Source organism: Pseudomonas sp. AK106, assembly GCF_053903055.1.
Genome location: NZ_CP096426.1, coordinates 2,312,654 through 2,334,834, shown reverse-complemented (window position 1 = coordinate 2,334,834; position 22,181 = coordinate 2,312,654). Strand labels below are relative to the sequence as shown.

17 protein-coding genes and 1 pseudogene are annotated in these 22,181 nt (G+C 63.6%); 6 read left to right on the top strand and 12 right to left on the bottom strand.

Translation table 11 applies throughout. The features are described 5' to 3' along the window. Positions 1 to 316 precede the first annotated feature (316 nt). Positions 317 to 1,495 carry an MFS transporter gene (locus M1E04_RS10555; RefSeq protein WP_192130298.1) on the top strand — a complete coding sequence of 393 codons (1,179 nt, stop codon included), beginning with the start codon at positions 317 to 319 and terminating at the stop codon, positions 1,493 to 1,495. 44 nt (positions 1,496 to 1,539) lie between these two features. On the opposite strand, the gene M1E04_RS10550 is transcribed toward M1E04_RS10555, so the two are convergent. Next, positions 1,540 to 1,914, bottom strand: a complete 375-nt coding sequence (locus M1E04_RS10550) for a MerR family transcriptional regulator (protein WP_456292921.1) — start codon at positions 1,912 to 1,914, stop codon at positions 1,540 to 1,542. Between the two features lie 149 nt (positions 1,915 to 2,063). Here M1E04_RS10550 and M1E04_RS10545 point away from each other — a divergent pair, with 149 nt between their 5' ends. Beyond that, positions 2,064 to 2,438: a hypothetical protein gene (locus M1E04_RS10545; protein ID WP_456292920.1), complete on the top strand. Its 375-nt coding sequence runs from the start codon at positions 2,064 to 2,066 to the stop codon at positions 2,436 to 2,438. Between the two features lie 52 nt (positions 2,439 to 2,490). Here M1E04_RS10545 and M1E04_RS10540 read toward each other — a convergent pair whose 3' ends face one another. Beyond that, complete coding sequence (locus tag M1E04_RS10540; RefSeq protein WP_456292919.1) at positions 2,491 to 3,378, bottom strand: LysR family transcriptional regulator; 888 nt, start codon at positions 3,376 to 3,378, stop codon at positions 2,491 to 2,493. Positions 3,379 to 3,481: 103 nt separating this feature from the next. Here M1E04_RS10540 and M1E04_RS10535 point away from each other — a divergent pair, with 103 nt between their 5' ends. The 3 genes from M1E04_RS10535 to M1E04_RS10525 all read left to right on the top strand — a co-directional run bounded on the left by M1E04_RS10535 (position 3,482) and on the right by M1E04_RS10525 (position 5,364). Then, positions 3,482 to 4,144, top strand: a complete 663-nt coding sequence (locus M1E04_RS10535; protein WP_456292918.1) for an NADPH-dependent F420 reductase — start codon at positions 3,482 to 3,484, stop codon at positions 4,142 to 4,144. Positions 4,145 to 4,239: 95 nt separating this feature from the next. After that, positions 4,240 to 4,869 carry a LysE family translocator gene (locus tag M1E04_RS10530; protein ID WP_410928882.1) on the top strand — a complete coding sequence of 210 codons (630 nt, stop codon included), beginning with the start codon at positions 4,240 to 4,242 and terminating at the stop codon, positions 4,867 to 4,869. A gap of 60 nt (positions 4,870 to 4,929) precedes the next feature. After that, the gene (locus tag M1E04_RS10525; RefSeq protein WP_456292917.1) at positions 4,930 to 5,364 is read left to right on the top strand and encodes a GNAT family acetyltransferase; all 435 of its coding nucleotides are present in this window, start codon (positions 4,930 to 4,932) and stop codon (positions 5,362 to 5,364) included. A gap of 87 nt (positions 5,365 to 5,451) precedes the next feature. Here M1E04_RS10525 and copM read toward each other — a convergent pair whose 3' ends face one another. Further along, on the bottom strand, positions 5,452 to 5,793 hold the full coding sequence (copM, locus tag M1E04_RS10520; RefSeq protein ID WP_065988821.1) for a CopM family metallochaperone: 342 nt from the start codon (positions 5,791 to 5,793) through the stop codon (positions 5,452 to 5,454). Positions 5,794 to 6,245: 452 nt separating this feature from the next. Between copM and M1E04_RS10515 the strand changes: the two are divergent. Further along, positions 6,246 to 8,731, top strand: a pseudogene (locus M1E04_RS10515) (PAS domain-containing protein). Positions 8,732 to 8,762: 31 nt separating this feature from the next. Here M1E04_RS10515 and M1E04_RS10510 read toward each other — a convergent pair. The 9 genes from M1E04_RS10510 to M1E04_RS10470 form a co-directional block, all read right to left on the bottom strand. Further along, complete coding sequence (locus tag M1E04_RS10510) at positions 8,763 to 13,988, bottom strand: DUF4011 domain-containing protein (protein WP_456292916.1); 5,226 nt, start codon at positions 13,986 to 13,988, stop codon at positions 8,763 to 8,765. A gap of 179 nt (positions 13,989 to 14,167) precedes the next feature. Continuing rightward, complete coding sequence (locus M1E04_RS10505; RefSeq protein WP_456292915.1) at positions 14,168 to 15,361, bottom strand: ABC transporter substrate-binding protein; 1,194 nt, start codon at positions 15,359 to 15,361, stop codon at positions 14,168 to 14,170. Beyond that, positions 15,358 to 16,362, bottom strand: a complete 1,005-nt coding sequence (locus M1E04_RS10500; RefSeq protein ID WP_456292914.1) for a CobW family GTP-binding protein — start codon at positions 16,360 to 16,362, stop codon at positions 15,358 to 15,360. Before M1E04_RS10500 ends, M1E04_RS10505 begins: the two co-directional genes overlap by 4 nt. Continuing rightward, the gene (locus tag M1E04_RS10495) at positions 16,359 to 16,658 is read right to left on the bottom strand and encodes a hypothetical protein (protein ID WP_065989066.1); all 300 of its coding nucleotides are present in this window, start codon (positions 16,656 to 16,658) and stop codon (positions 16,359 to 16,361) included. The genes M1E04_RS10500 and M1E04_RS10495 overlap by 4 nt, the downstream gene beginning before the upstream one ends. 67 nt (positions 16,659 to 16,725) lie before the next feature. Continuing rightward, positions 16,726 to 17,472, bottom strand: a complete 747-nt coding sequence (locus tag M1E04_RS10490) for an SDR family NAD(P)-dependent oxidoreductase (RefSeq protein WP_065988816.1) — start codon at positions 17,470 to 17,472, stop codon at positions 16,726 to 16,728. 60 nt (positions 17,473 to 17,532) lie between these two features. Beyond that, positions 17,533 to 18,294 carry an SDR family NAD(P)-dependent oxidoreductase gene (locus M1E04_RS10485; RefSeq protein WP_296311131.1) on the bottom strand — a complete coding sequence of 254 codons (762 nt, stop codon included), beginning with the start codon at positions 18,292 to 18,294 and terminating at the stop codon, positions 17,533 to 17,535. Positions 18,295 to 18,318: 24 nt separating this feature from the next. Next, positions 18,319 to 19,659, bottom strand: coding sequence for an MFS transporter (locus tag M1E04_RS10480; protein ID WP_456292913.1), 1,341 nt, complete (start codon positions 19,657 to 19,659; stop codon positions 18,319 to 18,321). 27 nt (positions 19,660 to 19,686) lie between these two features. Continuing rightward, positions 19,687 to 20,568, bottom strand: a complete 882-nt coding sequence (locus M1E04_RS10475) for a polysaccharide deacetylase family protein (protein ID WP_065988813.1) — start codon at positions 20,566 to 20,568, stop codon at positions 19,687 to 19,689. Continuing rightward, positions 20,568 to 21,980: an amidase gene (locus M1E04_RS10470; protein WP_456292912.1), complete on the bottom strand. Its 1,413-nt coding sequence runs from the start codon at positions 21,978 to 21,980 to the stop codon at positions 20,568 to 20,570. Before M1E04_RS10470 ends, M1E04_RS10475 begins: the two co-directional genes overlap by 1 nt. Positions 21,981 to 22,181 lie beyond the last annotated feature (201 nt).

The following is a 22,181-nucleotide window of genomic DNA, read 5'->3' as shown; positions in this document are numbered from 1 at the left end:
GCAGGAGTTCGATCGGATCACGGAGGTTCAGATCCGCCTCACCAGCTTGCGCAGCCTCACTGGCAGGTGCCCTAGAGCGATGTACCGGTCTCAACCGGATGCACGACGGGCTCGGTTTGGAGCCAGGGGGTTGCCTGATACAGCAATTGCTTCCATGTTCTGGGAATTGACGCGGGACGAATGGCTGGCGATGCAAGCGCGGACCTCGGGATGATGCAACAGCCCCAATTTTCTAGGGACAGTGACTTGATTGCCTGTTGACCTGCCCCGTCTCAATCCCTAGGGTAGCCGGCCTTCTTTACCCCTCGGGAACCCCATGTCCAGCCGCAGCAAACTCCCTTCCACCGTCTACCTTCTGGGCCTGACGATTTTCTCGCTGGTGACGGCCGAGTTCATGGTCGCCGGCATGATGCCGGCACTGGCCGATGCGTTCTCGGTCAGTCTCGCCCAGGTCGGCAACCTGATCGCCTTTTACGCCTTGGGCATGGCGATCGGCGGCCCGCTTGTGACCGTCCTGCTGCTGTCAAAAGGCGTCAGCAACAAACGCTCTTTGATCGCGCTGCTCGTCTGTTATGTGGTCGCCGGCGCAGTCGCAGCGGCCGCGCAAAGTTATCTGGTGCTCGCTGCTGCTCGCGTGGTCATGGGCATCTCCAGTGCCGTCTGCATCGGTTTGTGCATGACGGTGTGCGCAGGCCTCGTGACGCCGGAACGTCGCGGTCGGGCGGTGTCGGTGGTCCTTGCCGGGCTGATGCTGTCGCCCGTCGTAGGCGTGCCGCTGACTACATGGGTCGAGCAACACTTTGGCTGGCGTGCGAGCGCCTGGCTGGTGGTGGTGCTGGCGATGCTGTGCACGGTGCTGGCGAGCAAGCGCCTGCCGGCGAGCGCCAACGGCAGCGAACCGCCACTGCGCCAACAAGTCGCCGACATGAAGAACCCGCCCCTCTGGGCGGCGTACGTCACCAGCGGGTTGATCATCGGCGCTACGTTTGCCGCCTTCAGCTATTGCACGCCCATTTTGATTCAGGAAGTCGGCGTCGCGCCGAAATTCGTCGCACCGCTGCTGGCGCTGTACGGCGTCGCGAACGTGCTGGGGAACTGGGTGGTGGGCCGGCTGGCGGACCGCTACATGATGGCGATCGTCGGCTGGGGCTTGGCAATCATGGTGCTGGCGTTATCGGGCTTCGCCCTGGCCGGGGATCATCTGTGGCTCAACCTGATGTGCTTCCTTGCCCTCGGACTGACCGGTGTGGCACTGAATCCTGCGATGGTGGCGCGCGTCATGAAAGCGGCCGAGCCCGGCGCGCTGGTGAACATCATGCACACCTCGGTCATCACCGCCGGACTGGCGTTCGGTAGCTGGGCGGGCGGTGTAACGATCGACGCAGGCCTGGGCTTGCGCTCGCCGCTCTGGGTCGGTGCGGCCATGGCCCTGGCAGGATTGCTGAGCCTGGTGCGGCCGATAGCGATGCGTCGCAGCCAGGCGCTGTGCGACTGAAGGCGGCGTTACGGACGGCCGGGCATTGCCAGGTGATGCGCCCTTCAGGGCGAGTCAGCGGCGCCATTGCCCAACAGCGGACAGACCTGCCCGGCCCGCTCGGCCAACAGATTGCGCAGCGCGTGCATCTGCCCGATGCGCTCGTCCAGCAACGCGATTTTCTCGCTGAATAATCGAGCGAGCAGGTCGCTGGAGACCTGCTCGCTGTTCCACAGCAACGGCAGGTTTTCGCCGATTTCCTTCAGCGAAAACCCCAGCTGCTGCGCCAGCTTGATGTACCCCACCAGCTGCAGGGTCTCCTGCGGATAATGCCGATAGCCATTGGCACCGCGCCGGGGCTTGATCAGGCCTTTCTCCTCATAAAACCGCAACGCGTCCACAGACACGCCAGCGTGCAGTGCCACTTCACCTATTTTCATAACGTTCAATGCTCACGTTGACTCTGGACCTAAGACCAGGCTTTAGCCTGCGGGCTCAACTCTGAGGGATGATCATGATCAACGCAAAGACCAACAGGCACCTTGTCAGAGGCAGCGCCGTTTACGACTTGATAATGACGGCAGGCTTCATGACGCCATGGACTGCAACATGGGTGTTCAGCGCCTTTGCCGCGCTTTCGGCCGCTCTGGCACTGGAGCGGCCCGTGCCTGTGCTGGACGTCAGCGGGATGCTGTTCGCCAACCTGCTTGGCAGCGTGGTGGTGGTCTGGTCGTTGTGGCGCCTCGCGCAACCGAGCCGTCGCGTCGGGTTATACGACGCACTGGCAAGGGCGCTGTTTGCGGCCTGGCAGCTTTATGCAGTCGCTCAGGGAGCGAGTTTTCTGATTCTCGGGTTTACGGTTTTCGAGGTGCTGTTTGTTGTTGCACAGGTCTGGCCGGTCTGGCATTCAGGACAAGCCAGCCAGAGGGAGAAACAGGTGCCAGCGTCGTCCGGGGGGCACTAAACGGAATAGCTGCGTCCTCGAACCAAGCGCGGCGCCCACCTGCACGAAGCGCTCAACCGAACCGCAGCAGTGCCGCATCAATAAACCGGCGCAGCTTGGCCGTTCGCTGCCGGCTCCCGGTGTACAGCATATGCAGAGGCCGGCTCGGCGCCTCATAGTCAGGCAATACTCGCACCAGCTCGCCACTGCGCAAAGCGGGCTCCAGGAATATCAGCGGGCCGAGCACGATGCCGAAACCGTCCAGCGCGGCCGAGAGCAGCGCGCGGCTTTCGTTGACCCTCAATCGACTCGCCACCTGAACCCGCTCCACCGTCGAGCCGTAGCAGAACACCCATTCGCGGTCAGTCGGCTGCGACCACCAGGCGTACCCTAGGCACTCATGCTGGCTCAGGTCTTGCGGACGTTGCGGCACACCGCGTTCTGCCAGATAGCCAGGCGCCGCGCAGGCCACCAGTTGGTAAGGCGCCAACGGCCGGGCGGTCAGGCTGGACACCTCCACCGGGCCGATCCTGAATGCGATGTCAAACCCCTCCTCCACCAGATCAACGAAGCGATCGGTCAATTGCAGATCGATTTCAATCTCGGGGTGCAGCCGCAGGAATGTCGTGACGAAGGGCATCAGGCGAGAGGAGCCGAAGGTGATGGGCGCGCTGATTTTCAGCTTGCCGCGCGGGGTGTCATTCATCATCTCCCCAAGGGAATCCGCCGCTTTCGCCTCACTGAGGATGTGCTTGCAACGTTCCAGATACGCCTGGCCCAGTTCGGTCAGGCTCTGGCGTCGAGTGGTGCGGTTCAGCAACCGCGCGCCGAGCCGATGCTCTAGCGCAGCGACATGTTTGGCGACCATCTGCGGCGACAGCCCCATTCGCTCGGCCGCTTTGGCGTAAGACCCGTACTCCGCCGCCGTGACGAAGGCTTCCATGCTGCTGAGACGGTCCATGATTCAACACTCCTGGTAGCGAGACTATGTGCCTGATGATTATTTATCTGCCGCTGGTTCGCAATCATCATGGCCGCTTCCAGCACATCATCGGAGTTATCACATGCGCATCGGCATCATCGGGGCGGGCTTCATCGGGCGCGCAGTGGCGCAGTTGTTCATCACGGCTGGCCATGAAGTCATGATCAGCAATTCGCGCGGGCCTGAAACCCTGGAAAATGTGGCCACCGAGATCCCGCAGGCTCAAATTGGCACCATCCAAGATGCGACACGCTTTGGCGATGTTGTTCTCGTGGCGATTCCCTTCAAGCACTACCCCACCCTGCCCGCCGAATGGCTTGCGGGTAAAACGGTGCTGGATGCCAACAACTACTATCCCGACCAGGATGGCCCTATCCCGGCGCTGGACAGGTTCGAAACCACCACCAGCCGGCTGCTCGCCGAGCATCTGCGTCGCGCCCATGTGGTGAAGGTGTTCAACGCGATCCTGGCCGATGACCTGATGCGCGATGCTCGCCCAGTGAAAGCGCACGACCGACGTGCCTTGCCGGTGGCCGCCGATGACCCTGGGGCGAAGGCGCTGGGCATACAGCTGCTGGACGAGGTGGGATTTGACGCGGTCGACGCCGGCAACCTTGATGAAAGCTGGCGATTCGAACGGGCCAAGCCCGCTTACTGCATTCCGTTACGCAAGGAGGCGCTGAAGGCCGCGCTGGCCAAGGCTGAACGGCAAATTGAATTACCCCATGGGTCGTGGCGCCACTGAATGACGTCATCCCGCAAAGCCCTCCAGAGAAGCGCCACCGTCCGGTAACATGCGTGCCTGCACTAGCCGTTTACATGACCTCGGGAAGGGACGTGATGATTGATCTCTCGGTATTACTGCTTTTCGCTGGCGCCTGCTTGGCGCTCACGCTGACACCGGGCCCGGACATGCTGTTGATTGCATCGCGGAGCATGAGCCAGGGCAGAGCATCAGGTTTCGTTTCACTGGCGGGCATTCAGGTGGGCACCTACTGTCACGCGCTGGCTGCCGCACTCGGGCTGTCGCAATTGTTGATCAATGTGCCCGCCGCTTACGACGCGGTGCGGTTCGCGGGGGCTGCCTATCTGGTTTTTCTCGCCTGGAAAGCGTTCAGCGCCCCGTCGCCGCTGCATGCTGATGCCGACCTTGCGCCCACGCCGCTTCTGAGTATTTTCCGGCAGGGATTGGTGACCAATCTGCTCAACCCGAAAATGGCACTGTTCGTCTTGGCGTTATTTCCGCAGTTCGTTGATCCAACGAAAGCCTCGCTGGTCGTGCAGATGCTGATATTCGCCACGGTTTTGAATGTCATCGGTTTACTGGTGAACGGCGCAGTCATCCTCCTGGCCAGTCGGATCGGGCACAAGCTGGCGACCAATGTCCGTATCGCCAAGCGGCTGAATCAGGTGCTGGGTGCGGTTTTTTTGGGGCTGGCCTGTCGGCTGGCACTGGTCTCGGGACGATAAGTCGCGAGTGCCAGCGCAGAAAATCCCTTCGCCCACTACCGCTGAATAAGGAGCCTGACCATGGTTGCCATTACCAACTACTCCGACGCGCTGCATCGCCAGGCCGTGATCGAACTCTGGAACGCTGTATTCGGCTACGAAACCGCCCATAACACGCCCGGCCTCGCCATCGACAAAAAGCTGGCGGTTGCGGACGGTCTGTTCTTTGTCGCCCTGACGGACAATGAGGTGGTGGGTACTGTTCTGGCCGGGTACGACGGGCACCGCGGATGGCTGTATGCGGTGGCGGTGCACCCCTCACATCGCAGAAAAGGCGTGGGCGTGCAGTTGGTTCGTCATGCCGAGCACGCCCTGACATTGCGGGGGTGCATGAAAATCAACCTGCAGATCGTCAGCACCAATGCCAGCGTCCAGGCGTTCTATGAGTCTGTGGGTTACTCAACCGAACCGCGCATCAGCATGGGCAAGAAAATCGACGCGAACATCACGAATTGATGCGCACGCAGCAGCGCCTGCGTTGTCCTGCCACGCCGCATGGGCGGACATCAGCGCCCCTGATCAGGGGCGCAGGGTTTTGCCGCTTTACTTGGCCGGATGCGCTTTCAGCCAGGCCTTCATCTGCGCAATTTCCGCCGCCTGCGCCGCCACAATCTTGCGGGCCAGTTCCAGCATCTCCGGATCCTTGCCGTATTTGAGCTCGATCTTCGCCATCTCCACTGCGCCTTCGTGGTGAGGCAGCATGCCCGCCGCGAAGGCAACGTCAGGGTCGTCGCTCATCATCCCGTGATGCATGTCGTCTTTCATGGCGCCCATCGATTGCTGGTAGGCCTCATGCATCTGTTTGACGTCCTCCGCCTGATCGGCCCTGACGGCGGTTACGGCAAGCAGAGCAATCACGCTGACAACGGCGGCAATCTTTTTCATGACGAAGCATCCTGGATGAGGGTTGAGACGAAGCGGTCACGCTAGACCTTTCCACTGCGGCAAGGTCAAGGGCATTGAGCAGCCCATCGCCGCAGGCTCGATCAACACCGCCAAAACCAACGGAACAGACGCCCCGTCGGGTCTGGCAAATCAACCCTGTGGCTGGAACCTTTGGCTTTCTGCGCGAGTCCTTTCTGAAGCCGAATTGCATTCTGCCAGCATGCAGCGTAAAACGCTGGCCGCCGATACTGCTGGATCAACCGGCTGATGCAGTCCCGGAGGGCCGATGGCGCCCCTCGGTCTCAGGTCATAACGTTACGTTTACAGGTGGACACTTGAAGCATTTGACCCGGGAAGCCCTTGAGGCTGAAGTCATGCAGTTGCGTTCGGCATTGAAGAAAAGTGAAGCCCTCAGGCTGGAAAGTCTGTGCACCGGCATTCGACAGAATGCGATGGCGGGCTCGATCGACACTGCGGTTGAGCCCGCAGTCGACGGCGTGGCCGAGCAAGCGATCGAAGAGGCTCAGACCCGCTACCGCCTCGCGGTAAAGGCCACCAACGATGCCATCTGGGACTGGGACCTGAAAGACAACCACGTCCTGTGGAACGACGCCCTGGAACGGGTCTACGGGCATCCGCTCGCCACCATCGCCATGACCGGCGCTGGTGGATGGCACAGATTCACGCCGATGACAGGCAGCGCATCGTCACCTCGATCCACGACGTGATAGACGGCAGGCTGACAGGCTGGAGCGAAGAGTACCGGTTTCGAAGGGTGGACGGCACGTACGCCCAGGTCCTCGACCGCGGGCACGTCATCCGGGATGCTCAAGGCCAGGCGGTGCGCATGATCGGCGCAATGCTCGACCTCACGCCCATCCGCGACACCGAAGCGGCCCTGCGTCAGAGCGAGGAACGGTTCAGGACCATTCTGGAGACGGTCGATGCCGCCTTCGCCATCGTTCAGGTCAAGTTCGATGCCAATGACTACCCGGTCGACTATCGCTTTGTTGAAGCCAACCCGGCATTTGAACGTGAGGCTGGCGTCAACCTGCGGGGCAAATGGGTCAGAGAATTTGCCCCGGATCTGGAGCAATTCTGGTTCGACACCTATGGGCGGGTGGCCAAGACCCGTGTACCGGCCACCTTCGAAAGCTATGCCAAAGCCTTTCAGCGCTGGTTTGACGTGCGCGCCGTGCCCGTCGGCGATCCCGCCGAATGTCAGATCGCGATCATCTTCAATGACGTGACGGGGCGGCGGGATGCCGAGGAACGTTTGCGCCAGAGCGAAGCCATCGCCCGCGCCAACGTCGAGCGCGTGCAGCTGGCGCTTGAGGCCGGGGCGATTTTCGGCACGTGGCACTGGGACCTGCCCAACGACAGTTTCACCGTGGACGAAGCCTTCGCCCGGGCCTTTGGACTCGATCCGATGCTGGGCCACGAAGGGCTTAGCCTGGAGCAGGTGGTGGCAACCGTCCATCCCGAAGACCGGGCGGGGCTCATGACAGCGATCAACGAAGCGCTGGGTCGCGGCGGTGCCTACGCCCATCAATACCGGGTGCGTCGGGCGGACGGCAAATACTACTGGATCGAGGCCAACGGGCGCGTCAACTTCAGCGAGGACTGTCTCCCCCTCAGTTTTCCGGGCGTCTTGATCGATGTGGAAGAGCGGCGTTCGGTGGAAGCCCAGCGCGACCTGGCGATCGCTGCCCTGCGCACCCTCAACGACACCCTTGAACAGCGCGTGGCTGAACGCACCGCAGCCTTGATGCAGGCCGAAGAGAAACTTCGTCAGTCGCAGAAAATGGAAGCAGTGGGTCAACTCACGGGCGGGCTTGCCCATGACTTCAACAACTTGCTCGCGGGCATCTCCGGCTCGCTGGAATTGTTGAGCGCAAGGTTTGCCCAGGGTCGTCTGACGGATGTCGACCGGTACCTGACGACGGCGCAAGGCGCCACCAAACGGGCTGCCGCCCTGACCCACCGACTGCTGGCGTTTTCCCGCCGGCAAACACTCGATCCGCGCCCTACCGAGATCAACAGCCTCGTCGAAGGCATGACCGAGCTGATTCAGCGCACCGTGGGCCCCAGCATCACCGTGCAGACCGTTGGCTCGCCGGACAGCTGCGTGGCCTTGGTCGACGCGAGCCAGCTGGAAAATGCGCTGCTGAATCTTTGCATCAACTCGCGGGATGCCATGCAGGACGGTGGCAGCATCACCATCGAAACCCGCTGGCAGGTCGTGGGCTCCGCCGATGCGCCGCTGCTGGAGGTCTCCGAGGGCGAATACCTGACCCTCAGCGTCACCGACACCGGAACCGGCATGCCGGCCAACGTCGTGGCGAAAGCATTCGACCCTTTCTTCACCACCAAACCCATCGGCCAGGGCACGGGCCTGGGCCTCTCGATGATTTACGGTTTCGCCAAGCAATCCGCGGGGCAGGTTCGTATCGCCTCTGTGGTCGGGCAAGGCACCACGCTGTGCATCTACCTGCCCCGCCACCACGGAAATCCCGGCGCCCATGAAGCGCACATCCCGAATGCCGCCACCCAGACGGCTGGCGTTGGCGAGACGATTCTGGTTGTGGACGATGAACCCACGGTGCGCATGCTGGTGACAGAGGTGCTGGGCGAGCTGGGCTATTCCGTCATGGAGGCGGCGGACAGTGCCAGCGGACTGACGCTGCTTCGCTCGGACGTGCGCGTCGACATGCTCGTCACCGATGTGGGCTTGCCCGGCGGGATGAACGGACGCCAGATGGCCGACGCCGCGCGCGAACTCCGTCCGGGACTCAAAACGCTGTTCATCACCGGCTACGCGGAAAGCGCGGCCATCGGCGCCAACCAGCTTGAGCCTGGCATGCATGTGCTGACCAAGCCCTTCGCCATTGAAACACTGGCCGCTCGCGTGCGCGAACTGATGAACACGCCGATCTGATCCTCACGCCGGCATTGGCTGATCAGGCGCCTTAAACGGGGTCCTTATCAGCCACTGCCGGCGCAGCGACGGCTTCATCAACCCGTTCGGCCGCGCTGTCCCGTCGTGATTGATCCAATAGATCGTTCAGCGCGACGTGCAGTTTTTGCAACGCCCCGTGTTTATCCACCCACCAGTCGGTGGACCACAGCCGCAGCAGGTTCCAGCCCAGTCCGGTGAGAATGGCTCCGCGCACTTTGTCCCGGTCCCGGGCAGTGGCCGCGCTGTGATAGGTGGCACCGTCGCACTCAACACCCGCCAGGTAGTCGCCCGGACGATCGGGGTGAACGATGCCCAGATCGATGCGGAAACGTGACACGCCGATCTGCGGTACGACCTGCCAGCCCAGACGCCGCAGCCCTTGGGCGACCGCCTCCTCGAACGGCGAGTCATAGCCGCCGACCGAGCCTTGTATCGCCTCGGCCAGCGCTTTCGGCCCACGTTGAGCGAACTCGATGAAGTGCTTCAAATCCCGCACGGCCCGCGCGTTGGTCCGATTGAGGTCGATCATCGACGGATCGAACGAGGTGAACACCAGCATTTCCCGCCGGGACCGGGTGATGGCAACGTTGAGCCGGCGCCAGCCGCCGTCCTTGTTGAGCGGCCCGAAGTTCATCGACATCACCGGCGCACCGGGTTCGGTGGGGCCATAACCAATGCCGAGCATGATCAGGTCACGCTCGTCGCCCTGGACCGTTTCGAGGTTCTTGACCACCACCGGCTCGGTCTGGGTGTCTTGGAAGAACGGCTCGATCTGCGGGTGTTGCTTGCGGGCCGCGTCCAGCAGGTCGTTGATCAGCTTCTGCTGATCGGAGTTGAGGGTGATGATGCCGATGGAATACCCCGCCGCCACAAACGCAGGGTCGGTGAGGCGCTTGACGGTTTCATCGACGATGGCCTGGGCTTCGGCCTGGTTGTAACGCCCTTTGCCTTTCGCGTAGACGCCCTCGACCTTGCGCCACTCGACCGCACTGGCGCGGGTTTCCGCGGCCGGGAAGGTGATCAGGTTGCTGTCGTAATAACGGTGATTGGAGAAGGCAATCAGGCTTTCATGGCGACTGCGGTAGTGCCAGCTCAGACTGTGGCTCGGCACCCCTGCCCCCAGGCATTCGTCGAGGATGCTTTCCATGTCTTCGGCGGTGTCGTCGTCACCGGCGTTCGGGCCACGGTTGAAGAAGTTAGTGGGCGGCATCTGCCGGGGGTCACCGGCGATGATCACCTGCTTGCCCCGGGCAATCGAACCGATGGCGTCCCACGGCGCGATTTGCGACGCCTCGTCGAAGATCACCAGGTCGAACGGCGGCTGATCGGCGGGCAGGAACTGCGCGATCGACAACGGGCTCATGAGCATGCAAGGGGCCAGGCAATTCAGCGCATCGCCCATCTCGATCGCCAGCTGCCGGACCGGTTTGTGCCGGCGCGACTTCTGCAGCTCGTGTTTGAGAATGGCAAAGCCGCTGCTTTTGGGAATGTCGTTCTTGGACGGAATCAATCCGCAGAGTTTGGCGCGGATGTAGCGCACGGTCAGTTTCGCCAGCTCGTCGTCCAGGCGCACGAAGGCGCTGATGTCACTCATGTGCTCGGCCGCGACGAAATTGCGCAGCAACGGTTCGCCGTCGATGCCCTGGGTGGCGAACCAATGGGCATAGGCCGTGACGAAGGTCTCCTCGGTGGTAGACGGCAACAGACTGCCGACTTCCAGTTCCTTGGCAAGATTGGCCAGGCCGGCCTCGGCCGCCTGTTCGCGCACCCGGCACCAGTCGCACCACGCCTTGAGCTGCTCTTCCTGCTGCTGGATGGCAAGTGACATCGCCCGAAGTGTCGCCACGCTCAGGGACGTTTGAGTGCTTGTGCACGCCAGCGCGGCGAACAAACGCACGGCCACCTCAACGCGGGACAACCCCTGCTGCAAGGTCGATACCGCGGTAGCGAGTTGACCATTCGGCGCCAGCATGTCGTTCGCGTCGATTACCAGACGCGCCACGGCGCCGCGCAGGGCAACCAGGTGTTCGGGGGAGTCGGCCATCCCGATCAGCCTGCTGCGCAACCCCTCGGCCAGGGTCACGGCCTGCAGCGTGCGCACCGGGTCGCTCTTCAGCCCTTGCCAGCCAGGGATCGATTGCATGTCGCTGGCCAACGCGTCCATTTCCAGCAGCTGGGCGTGCAGGCGTTCAAAAATAGCGAGGTCGCCGACGGTGTCCGGCAGGCCCGCCGCGCCACCGAGAGAGGCGAGTTTCTTCGCCACCTTTTTCTGGGCCAGCGTTCCCAGGAACCAGAACTTGCCCTCGGCCTCATGCCACCCGCTGCGCAGTTGCGCGACCGGCACACGGCGGCACGCTTCATCGGCGTAATCCAGTGACAGGGTCTCTTCAAGCTCCCGATAGCTCTCGAGCAACTGGCAACTGCGCCGGGCGGCTTCGATACGCGCGGCAGCGTCGGGTGCAAAGGCAAACGACAGGTTCAGGCCATGGGATTCAAGGATCAGGGCGACAAGATCATGCAGCTGCTGGACCTGAGCCACTTCAGCCACCGGCAACGGCACGTGGGTCAGTGCCAGCAGCCGCTCACTGGCGGCGTTCAATTCATCGAGCGACAGGGGCACTTCCCGTGCGGCACCGGCAATCTGTGCCTGCCATGCGTTCGACCATTGGGTCTGCGCCAGGGCGCCAAACTTACCTGACAGGTCGCGGGCGGCACTGCCATTGAGTCCCAGGCGACGGGCGAGATCCAGCAACCCGGCGTACTCGGCCCCATCGTGTTCCGTGCCCGTTTCCCAGGCCAGCCTTGGCGTCTGCGGGCTGTGGTCGCGAACCACCCGGCCGATGGACTGGTGCAGGGTCAGGCCGTTATCCCAGCGTCGGTGCAGCACGTCGACCAGCTGATTGAGCCGTGAGCGCAGGGCCTGCAACCGCGCGGCTTCACGCTCCCATTCCTCGGCGCTCAACGCTTCACTCACGTCCCAGGCGCGGTCCAGCTGCTTGAGCACTTCAACCTTCGACGCCTTGCTGGAATGCAGCTCCAGACAGAACTCGCCGAGGCCCTTTTCCGCCAGGCGCCTAAACACTACGTCAAGGGCCGCGCGTTTCTCCGCCACGAACAGCACCCGCCGGCCGAGGGCCAGGTTGTGGGCGATCATGTTGGCAATGGTCTGGGATTTACCGGTGCCGGGCGGACCGTCCATGACAAAGCTACGGGTGTTGGCCGATGCCACCACCGCTGCCACTTGCGACGAATCGGCCGGCAAGGGTGCGAACAGCTGCGCCGGCGTAACGGTCGCATCCAGACGCTCGGGCCGGGGGAATTCGGCCGAACCGGAAAAGCCTTCTCCCGCCGTGTCGGGGTCCAGCAGATGCTTGACCAGAGGGCTTTGCAGCAGCTGCGCCGCGTTGGCGTTCAGGTCTTTCCACATCAGGTATTTGGCGAACGAGAAGGTGCCCATCACCAGTTCGGTGCTCACCTCGAATCCGGGAATATCGCGCACGGCCCGGCGCACGCTGTTCCAGATGCCGGCCACATCAATGCCGCTCCCGTCGCTGGGCAGCTCACCGTCCAGCCCGGGAATGATCAACTCGAAGTCGTGGCGCAGCAGCTCAAGCAAGGTCAGGTTGAAACGCGGCTCTTCGTCGAGCAGGCTCAGGGTGACGCCGGACAAGGCGCTTTTACGCTCGAGTTTGACCGGCAACAGAATCAGCGGCGCGGAATAGGTTTTCGGGTCGTCGGCGCTTTTCTTCCACTTCAGGAAGCCGATGGCCAGGAACAGCGTGTTGGCCCCGCCTTCCTCCAGATCGCTGCGGGCCTTGCGGAACAGGTCGATCAGCGTGGCTTCCAGCTTGACCTTCTCCAGACTGGCCAGGACTTCGCCGCGCGCCAGTGCCTGACGGGCCACTTCGTCCACCAGGCTTTCGTTGTTCTGCTGTTCATACAGGGCCTCATCGCGGCCGCCGCTTTTCAGGTCTGGGACGGCCACCACGCGGATGCGCTGACCGCTGGAGAGCAGGTCTTCGAGGGCCGCAGGGTCGGGGCACAGCAGACGCACGCCTTTGGCGCTGTCCGGCAAATGCAGCAGACGATTGCGCGTGGTCAGGTCGAGCAGTTTGCGTTGCCACAGCGTCAGTTTCCCGGCCGGGCCCGAGGCGTCTTCATTGATCTCGACATCGAACCCCGGCAGCGACGGCGCTTCCTCCAGCCCCTCAAACACAGGCGGTGCATCGTCGGCCCCATCGACCGGGACAGCTGACACCAGCGCCATCGGGCGAATCTTCTGCATCCGGGCGCGGTGCACATCCACGGCCATGATGAACGGCTCATCGTCGAGCTCCCGTTCGGCGGCAGCCACCGCACGGGAAAAACTCGGCGCCGGCGCCTGGGTCGCCAGGGTCGTCTCGAACACCAGCATTTCTTTCAAATCGAGACGCTTGCGCACGGCCGACGCTTCATCGGTCAGCAACTGGGAAAATTCCTGCGGCTGCAACCAGACACCGGCGAACGCGTGCCCCTTGGTCATGACCAGCAACGCATTCAACCCGGCCTGCTCCAGCGCGGCCGCGAACAACAGTGCGGTATCCAGGCACGTCGCCACGCCGTTTTCCAGCACCACACTCGGCGGTCGGATTTTCTGGCCCTGCTGCTCAAAACTGGCGGGCGGCAGCGCATAGCTTAGTTGGAAGCTGCACACCCCCGACCAGATGGCGGAGGCCAGCTCCCAGGTGCGGGTGCGGGATTTGCTTTCGTAGCCGTCGATGCCGTCTTTCTTGCCGGCACGGCGCAAGACCTGCGAGGCGGCTTTGAGCACCCGGTCCACTGCGGGGTCGTTGGGCATGCAGAACGCGGCGAGCAACTCCGGCATCGCGCTCAACCCGCCCCATTCGGTGCGGGCGAGCACTTCGGTGGGGAAGCGCTGCTCGACGAGCACCGTCTCGCCCTGGGACACGCGCATGATCACGTCGGCGTTCAGGCTTTCCGTCAGGCCGGACAGGTAACCGGCGTTCAGCTTGATGTCGCGATCAGAGACGCTGAGGCGATCACCGGGATGGATGCGGTCAATATTCCAGCTTCGGCTTTCAACGAAGTCCGGGTCAGTGCTTAAGGTCAGTACCAGGTTTTCAAGGGTGGTTTCTTCCTGGTTCCAGAGGCTCAATTCGCGCACGAGGGGAACGGCATTCTGGTGGGAGGCGAAGCCGATCTTGCGGGCGATCAGCGCTTCAATCTTGATGTTCATTCACGGGATCCTGAAGCTACGAGCGCAGGCCTCCTGTAGAGGCCGCCAAATGGCGCCTATAGTCCATGAGTAATCGATGGTTGTGAACGTGTTTATCGGCTAATCAGCCAGCCGGGCATTTTGCAGGGACGCCAGCGCAGCGGTCCGCGACGCCCCGGCTTACGGCCCGCGCCAGGGCTTCACTGCTTGCGCGTGCCTTTGCTGCCGGCCCGGGAGATGTCCCCCCAGCGGCGCACCAGGTAGTTGTGTTCATCCATCACGGCATTCCACACCGCAATGTGGCCCATGCGCTGCTCGTAAGAGCCGCCATCGCGCACTTCGCCGATGTCGATCAGCGGCAAGCCGTCGCTGCCCATCAGCTGTTCCCGGGCGGGCAGCCCGGCGTACCAGTAATCCCACTCGGCGGCACTCAGGTGTTCGCGGCTGCGCGCCGGGTTGCCGATGTAATAACCCTGGCGGGCCATGACTGCGCCGGGCCAGCCGGACGGCCACCAGTTGAGGTACGCGTAGGCCGCATCGAGTACCGCGCCCTTGGCATGGCGCGACAGGGACAACCCGCCGAACCAGCCGCGATAGCCCTCACGCGGGACGGCGACACGGTATTTCACGCCGGCGCGATGCAAGCGCACCAGGGTCGGCGACCATAGGCTCTGGATGTCGATCGTCGGGTGCAACATCAGCTCCGCCGCTTCTTCATCGTCAGACCAGAACGCGCCGAACATGCCCTGCCCCTGCTTGCGCACGAGGATGTCGGCCAGCACGTCGATCTCTTCGATGCTCAGGTTGCCGATGTCACTGAACTGCGCCAGCCCCGCGCCTTGCACCGCCAGTGCAGCGTCCAGCGCGCCAATGGCCGCGTCGCTTTGCAGCGCCACCCGCCCGCACCACGCCGGATCAACCAGCCAGCCCCAGCTCTCGTCCGCCGAACTGAAACCGGCGGGAAGGCGCTCGGGTCGATAGGCGAAACTGTCGGCGTTGTGGGTCAGTGGCAACATGCTGATCCGCTCACTTACCGCGCTGCCGAGGCTGCCGTCGTGCTGCACGAACAACCGCTCGCTGGGCACGCTGCCGCTGCCGAGCCGGTCACTGGCTGACAGCCTGCCGCGCTTGGGCAAGTCATTGATCTCGTGCCACAAAGCGACACGGCGGGTGTCGATGGGCTGGATGGCGCGGGCGGGCCAGACGAAATCCACGTTGTGGAACCACTGGTCATAGAGGTCATAGCTGTCGGGCTGCATGACCGCGATGCGCTGGGCGGTCTGCACGTCATGCACCTGATACACCAGCTTGATGCCCAGGTCCTCTTCGGCGCGAACCCGCAGGGATTCAAGCAGCGTCACCGAAGTGCCCAAGACCCGCAGCGTCACCGTCATGCCAGCGCTTCCCGGGGTGCCGGCGCCAGGCGGTCGGTGAACGCCTCGAAGGAGCGGCGCAGCAGCGCGGTGTCCAGCCCGCGCACGATAAACACCAATCGCGAACGACGGTCGTCGCCGGGCCATCGCGGCAGGTGCACCGGCGCATGCAGGCAATGCTGCACACCATGAATGACGACGGGGGCATGGCTGTTGTTCACGTTAAGCAGTCCTTTGACGCGCAGGATTCGTTCGCCGTGGCATCTTAGCAGCATGGACAGCCAGACCCCGAAAGCGACCCAGTCCAACGGACGTTCGAAGGTCAGGCAGCAGACCTGCGCTTCGCCATGGCGGGCGGGTGTCGAGCGCACGGCCATCAGGTGCCAGCGCGCGACTTCCTGCGCGGGCTCACTGCTGTGCAGCCCGTCACCGAGCAGCAGCTGATCGCCGCTCTGAATGGCATCCGTGGTCAGCACCGGCGCGGGGTTGATCGACTGCAAACGCCGCTGCAGCGCTCGCAGCGCATCGTCATCGGCGAGGTCGGTCTTGCTGATCAGCAGTCGGTCGGCGGCGGCGACTTGGGCCATCCATTCCGGGTGCAGGCGTTCCTGCAGCGCGGCATGGCTGGCATCGACCACCGTCACCACCAGACCGATGTGCACCCGCCCGCGCAGGTGCGGGTCATTGTTGATGGTGGCGAGAATGGGCGCCGGATCGGCCAGGCCCGTGGTTTCCAGCAGGATGCGTCGGAACGCGGGCACTTCACCTTTTGCCCGGCGCTGGAGCAAGTCGGTCAGGGCATCGCGCAATTCGCCGCGAATGGAGCAACAGACGCAGCCGCTGGGCAGCAGGACGGTGTCCGGCGCGACCTCTTCCACCAGCAGGTGATCGATGCCGACATCGCCGAATTCATTGATCAACAGTGCCGTGTCGCCGAGGGTTTCGCCCTGCAGCAGGCGCTTGAGCAAGGTGGTCTTGCCGCTGCCGAGAAAACCGGTGATGACGTTCAGGGCGATGCTCATGGGTGCTGCTCCAGGTGGTCCAGCAGTCGTTCATCCAGTGGATCCAGCGGGCGGCCGATCAACTGCTCGGCCCGTTGCCACAGTTGGTCGAGACCGCTGGCCAGTTCCTGCTTGCCGGTGGCGCCGAGCAGCAGGTAGGAGACGCCCTGAAAGTCCTCGACCTTCAGACGAAACGGCGCCACCACCTTGTTGATCGCGGCGATCCGGCGCAGGCGTTCGCGGCGACGGGGCAATTCGTCGCCGAGGGGGTCGCTCCAGTGCACGTCTTCGCCCAGCAAGCCGCAGAGTCCACACATGGTCATTCGCTCCTGCTTTATTTGGTGATGAGCTATTCGCGGCTGCTCTGTTCTTCTCGCCTGGACATCAGGGCATCACATCGCCGGAGTTCGGCCCCAGGGTCTGGCCGACGAACAGATTGCCGCCGGGCTCGCTGGCCAGCAGCACGGCGACCGGCGCCACTTCTTCCGCCAGGCCAAAGCGCCCCAGGGGCAGCTCGGCGGCCTTGGCGGTTTTCCAGGCGCTGCTGATCCCGGCCACCAGCGGCGTTTCGATCGGGCCAGGCGCGATGGCGTTGACCAGCACGTTGTCCTTGGCCACTTCCAGGGCGAGGGATTTGCTGAAGCCGATCACCCCGGCCTTGGCCGCAGCGTAATGGGTCAGCTCGGCGCCGCCCTTGATGCCCAACTGCGACGCGACGTTGATGATGCGTCCCCAGCGCTGCGCCAGCATGTGCGGCAAGGCGCGCTGACTGGCGATGAACACGCTGGTCAGGTCGACCCGCAGCATGTCATTCCACATGTCCAGGGTCAGGTCGACACAGCGGGCCTGGGTGAGCATGCCGGCGTTGTTGACCAGAATATCGATGCCGCCAAAGTGCTGAACGCAGGCGTCGACGCCGGCCTGCGCGCCCTCGACGGTGCCGACATCGGCGACGCTTTCGACCACCTCGACGCCCAACTCGCGGCAGTGCTGGGCGGTGTTCGCCAGGGTGACGGCGTCGCGATCGGCCAGGACCAGCCGCGCGCCCTGCTCGGCATACGCCCGGGCGATGGCGGCGCCGATGCCGCTGCCTGCGCCGGTAATCACCGCGCGTTTATTGACCAGTTGCATGGTGCTTCCTCTTTCAGTCTGCGGCTTGTGGCGCAATCAATAGCGGATCGGCGCTACGCCCTACTCCGGCCAACGCACGGTCAGGCCGCCATCGATGACGATGCTTTGTCCGGTGAGATAGCTGGACTCGTCGCTGCACAGGAAGCGCACCAGCGAGGCGACTTCATCGGCCCGGCCGACACGGCCCAGCGGGATGGCACGGGCCGCCTTGGCGAGGCCTTCCGGTCCGAGTGAGTTTTTGCTGTCCAGCGATTGCGGTGTCTCGATCAACCCGGGGATCACGGCGTTGCAGCGAATCCCCCGGGGCGCCAGCTCCACCGCCAGCGAGCGGCACAACCCTGGCACACCGGCTTTGGCCGCGGCGTAGTGCGAGTGGTCCTGCCAGCCATAGACGCCCCCGGCAATCGACGAAATCGCCACCATGGAGCCGCCCTCGCCCATGTGCCGGGCCGCCGCGCGGAAGGTGCGCATCACGCCGGTGAGGTCGACATCGAGCATCTCGTTCCAGCGCTCGTCGGTCATCTCCAGCAACGGTGCGCGGCGCAGCAGGCCGGCATTGGCGACCGCGTAATCAATCCGGCCGAAGCGGCTGATCGCCTGCTCGGCCAGGGCGTCAACCGAGGCCGTCCGGGTCACGTCCAGCTCCGCCATCAGGCATTCGCCGCCGGCGTCGGCGACCAGCCGCGCCGTGATCTCGGGGTCATGGGGGTCGGCCGGGTAATAGCCGCCCACCACGGCAACGCCCTTGTGCGCGAACGCCACCGCCAGGGCCTGGCCGATCCCGCTGGCGGCCCCGGTAATCAACGCTACGGTGCGAGTCATGTTCAGCTCCTTATTGGACGGTTGCTATTGGACGGATTCGGGGCGCACATGGCGGGCGGCGAACATCAGTACACCGGACAGAAAGCACGGTACGGCACCGAAATACAGCGCCGATGTCTGCCAGTCGCCGCCGGCACTCAGCACCGTGGTCGCGCCGAACCCTGCGACCACCGCGCCAACCGGGCCCATCGCGTGGATGATCGCGCCACCGGTGGCGCGGATGCTGGTCGGGAAGCTTTCGCTGATGAAAAACAGGGCTGCAGAATACGGACCGATCAGGAAGAACAGCCCGAGGCTGTACAGGCCGACCACCGTGGGCATGTTGCTGGGGCCGAAGAGCATGCCGGTGAACGACAGACCACCGAGCATCCAGCCCAGGCCGATGACGTTGCGCCGGCCGATCTTGTCGCCCATCCAACCGTGGCTCAGGTAACCGCAGTAACCCACCAGGTTCGACAGCACCAGGATGATCAGCGAGTTCTCGAAGGAGATGTGGTGCACGCTGACGATCACGGAAGTGCCCAACACGCTGAACACTTGAATGGCCGCCCAGTTGAGCAGGATCGCTGCGCCGATCACCAGCGTGGCGCGCCGCGAGGTGCCCCGAAACGCTGCACCGATGCCAGCCGTGCGATGCTCTTCGTAGTCCACGCCGTAGGTCATCGCCACTTGCCTGGCCTGCTCAGCGTCGCCGGCCTTGCGCAGTTGGGTGATGCGCTGGTGTATCTGGAACTGTGGGCTCTCCTTGAGCTTGCGCGCCATGAACGCGATCACCAGCGCCGGGATCGCGGCGAAGACGAAGCAGCCCTGCCAGCCGATAATAGGCAGCAGCACCGCGGTCAGGCCGGCGGCAATCAATGCGCCGACCGGCCAGCCGCCCTGCACCAGGCTGTAGATGAAGCCACGGCGTTTGGCCAGGCGCGGGTCCTCGGAGGCCGCATAGATTTCGCTGAGGTACGTGGCGTTAACGGTTTCTTCGGCGTACCCCAGCCCGCTCAGGGAGCGGATCAGGATCAGCGGCGACTTGCCCCATGACCCGCCCAGTGCCGTCAGCGCCGAGCAGATCGCGGAACCGGTGACCGTGAAAATGATGCCCATGCGTCGACCGAGGCGGTCCACCAACGGCCCGATGGCCAGGGCGATGACTGCCGTGCCGACCGCAGCCCAGGTGGCGATTTGCGCCTGTTCCGCTTCGCCCCACTGAAAGTGCCGACCGATTTCCGGCAGCAAGGTGCCGAACAGGATGAAGTCGTACACCGCAAAGACCCACGCGAAAAAAGCGATCCAGGTGGCGTAGCGCACTTGCTCGGAAGTCAGTTGCTGGGGTTTCCAGCCGGTCAGATCAAGCTTGTTGTAGATGGACATGGGTCACGCCTCGGAATGAAGGGCCAATCAGCTGTGGCGAGGGTTACGGCGGACGAAGTCATCGGCGATTTCGTCGAACGTGACAAACTTGACGCCGGCATGGCTCTGGATGTGCTCGATCAGACGCTCCAGCATGAGCAGCACTTGCGGACGACCGGAGACGTCCGGGTGGATGGTCATGGTGAACACGGCGTGCTCGTGCTCGCGGTAGACCCAGTCGAACTGATCGCGCCACATCTCTTCCAGATGGCGCGGGTTGACGAAGCCGTGGCTGTTGGGCGCCTTTTTGATGAACATCATCGGCGGCAGGTCATCGAGGTACCAGTTGGCCGGAATCTCCACCAGGTCGGTTTCCTGACCGCGCACCAGCGGTTTCATCCAGGTGTCGGGGTGCTGGGTGTAATCGATCTTGGTCCAGCTGTCGCCCACGCGGACGTAGTACGGATGGAAGTCGTTGTGCATCAGACTGTGGTCGTACTTGATGCCCTTCTTGAGCAGCAACTCGTTGGTGACCTTGCTGAACTCCCACCAGGGTGCGACGTAGCCGGTCGGGCGTTTGCCGGTCATTTGGGTGATCAGCTCGATGGACTTGTCGAGCACGATTTCTTCCTGCTCGGGGGTCATGGCGATGGGGTTTTCGTGGCTGTAGCCGTGCACACCGATCTCGTGACCGGCGTCGAACACGGCCTTCATCTGCTCGGGAAACGTCTCCATCGAGTGACCGGGGACGAACCAGGTGGTGCGCAGGCCGTAGCGCTCGAACAGTTTGAGCAGCCGCGGCGCACCCACCTCACCCGCGAACAGGCCACGGGAAATATCGTCAGGCGAATCTTCGCCACCGTAGGAACCCAACCAGCCTGCCACGGCGTCGACGTCGACACCGAAGGCGCACAGAATTTCTTTAGCCATCATCGTTCTCCAGCGGAGTTATCGGATCCTTCGTTTCGGGACGTGCGCAACGCGGCCTCAACGGCCAGCGCTGCGCGTAATAAACGTGAATCTTCGCCACACGGCGCGCTGATCAACAGGCCCGTAGGCAGGCCGAGCGCGTCGCAGCCGCTGGGCAGCGACACGCCCGGCATGTCCAGCAAACTGCCCGGCATGGTCAGGCGCAACGTGGCCAGATTGGTGCGGATGAACAGGTCATCGTCGCTGAGCAATGGCGCAAGCGGCGGCGCCACATGGGCCACGCTCGGGGTGATCAGAAAGGCGCCATCGAGTTCGTCGCTCATCTGTTGCTGAAGGCGCTCGCGGGCGTTGTAGAGGTTGATCAAGTGGCTGGCCGGGAACGCCCGCGCCGCTTCAAGACGGCGTCGTACGCGAGGGTCGAGTTGCGCGGCCGCGTCGCTGTCGAGCAAGGCCTGATGCAGGGCGAACGCTTCTGCCGCGCCGAGCCAGCCTTGCTGCTGGATCAGATCAAGCGTGGTCTGAAAGGCAGGCGACGGACGCACCTCAATCAATGCGCCCTGGGCCTGCACCGCACTCACACCGCGCAGCAAATTGTCACGTACCGCGGGCTCGATGCGATCATCCTCAAGGACAGCCTGATCGACCCAAAACCGCTGGCCGGCCAGCGGGCGTGGCAGCAAAGAGGTCGGTTTCGTGCGACCCCGCAGGATGTCGTCAATGGCGATCGCATCGCGCACGCTGCGTGTCAGCGGGCCAAGGCTGTCGAGGCTGTGCGCGAGCGGAAAGACGCCGTCGCGGCTGTAGCGCCGGCAACTGCTGCGAACGCCCACCAGGCCGTTGAAGGCGGCCGGGATGCGGATTGATCCGGCCGTGTCAGTGCCCATGGCGACCGGGACGATGCCCGCCGCCACCGCCACCGCCGAGCCGGACGAGGAGCCGCCCGGAATACGCGGCTGGTCATGCCCGAGCGGATTGTGCGGCGTGCCGAAATGGGGGTTCAGACCCAGGCCCGAGTAGGCGAATTCACTGAGGTTGGTCTTACCGACGCTGACCATCCCGGCCCGTGACAGCAGGCCGACGGTCTGCGCGTCCAGCAGCGCCGGCGCGACATCACGGCGCACCGCCGCGCCTGCAGTGGTCGGGCTGCCGGCCACGTCAAACAGGTCTTTCCAGGCGATGGGCACACCGTCCAGCACGCTGGCGGGTTGCCCGGCCTTCCAGCGCGCCGCCGAGGCTTGAGCTTCGCGACGCGCCCGGTGGGTGGAGAAGGAAATAAACACGTCATCGACTGCAGCGGCCTGGTTCAGTACCGCGTCCAGGGCCTGCACCGGGTCGCTTCGGCCACTGGCGAAATCTTGTGCCATGGCCAGTGCGTCGGCGAGTAACGGATCCGGGAGGCGAGCGTCGGACATTTCATCTACCTTTAATGTACATATTAGGAAAATGTACATTTATCAAAGGCAGAAAGCGTGCCAGAGTGGGCGTACGCTGATATCTGGAGCGACCCGATGGACAAGCCTTCGGGCCAGGACGGCCGCGCTAGATACGTTGCCAGGCTTTTGAAGCTGACCGAAGGTGCGGGTTTACGAGCGTGAGGTGATGAGCGGCCTAAA

Coding starts and splice junctions, on each gene's coding strand:
- M1E04_RS10505 (WP_456292915.1), bottom strand. CDS start 15,361: ATGACGGTGACGCTGCGGGTCTTGGGCACTTCGGTGACGCTGCTTGAA.
- copM (WP_065988821.1), bottom strand. CDS start 5,793: ATGAAAAAGATTGCCGCCGTTGTCAGCGTGATTGCTCTGCTTGCCGTA.
- M1E04_RS10470 (WP_456292912.1), bottom strand. CDS start 21,980: ATGTCCGACGCTCGCCTCCCGGATCCGTTACTCGCCGACGCACTGGCC.
- M1E04_RS10555 (WP_192130298.1), top strand. CDS start 317: ATGTCCAGCCGCAGCAAACTCCCTTCCACCGTCTACCTTCTGGGCCTG.
- M1E04_RS10495 (WP_065989066.1), bottom strand. CDS start 16,658: ATGTGTGGACTCTGCGGCTTGCTGGGCGAAGACGTGCACTGGAGCGAC.
- M1E04_RS10510 (WP_456292916.1), bottom strand. CDS start 13,988: ATGAACATCAAGATTGAAGCGCTGATCGCCCGCAAGATCGGCTTCGCC.
- M1E04_RS10500 (WP_456292914.1), bottom strand. CDS start 16,362: ATGAGCATCGCCCTGAACGTCATCACCGGTTTTCTCGGCAGCGGCAAG.
- M1E04_RS10540 (WP_456292919.1), bottom strand. CDS start 3,378: ATGGACCGTCTCAGCAGCATGGAAGCCTTCGTCACGGCGGCGGAGTAC.
- M1E04_RS10525 (WP_456292917.1), top strand. CDS start 4,930: ATGGTTGCCATTACCAACTACTCCGACGCGCTGCATCGCCAGGCCGTG.
- M1E04_RS10550 (WP_456292921.1), bottom strand. CDS start 1,914: ATGAAAATAGGTGAAGTGGCACTGCACGCTGGCGTGTCTGTGGACGCG.
- M1E04_RS10480 (WP_456292913.1), bottom strand. CDS start 19,659: ATGTCCATCTACAACAAGCTTGATCTGACCGGCTGGAAACCCCAGCAA.
- M1E04_RS10535 (WP_456292918.1), top strand. CDS start 3,482: ATGCGCATCGGCATCATCGGGGCGGGCTTCATCGGGCGCGCAGTGGCG.
- M1E04_RS10490 (WP_065988816.1), bottom strand. CDS start 17,472: ATGCAACTGGTCAATAAACGCGCGGTGATTACCGGCGCAGGCAGCGGC.
- M1E04_RS10530 (WP_410928882.1), top strand. CDS start 4,240: ATGATTGATCTCTCGGTATTACTGCTTTTCGCTGGCGCCTGCTTGGCG.
- M1E04_RS10475 (WP_065988813.1), bottom strand. CDS start 20,568: ATGGCTAAAGAAATTCTGTGCGCCTTCGGTGTCGACGTCGACGCCGTG.
- M1E04_RS10485 (WP_296311131.1), bottom strand. CDS start 18,294: ATGACTCGCACCGTAGCGTTGATTACCGGGGCCGCCAGCGGGATCGGC.
- M1E04_RS10545 (WP_456292920.1), top strand. CDS start 2,064: ATGACGCCATGGACTGCAACATGGGTGTTCAGCGCCTTTGCCGCGCTT.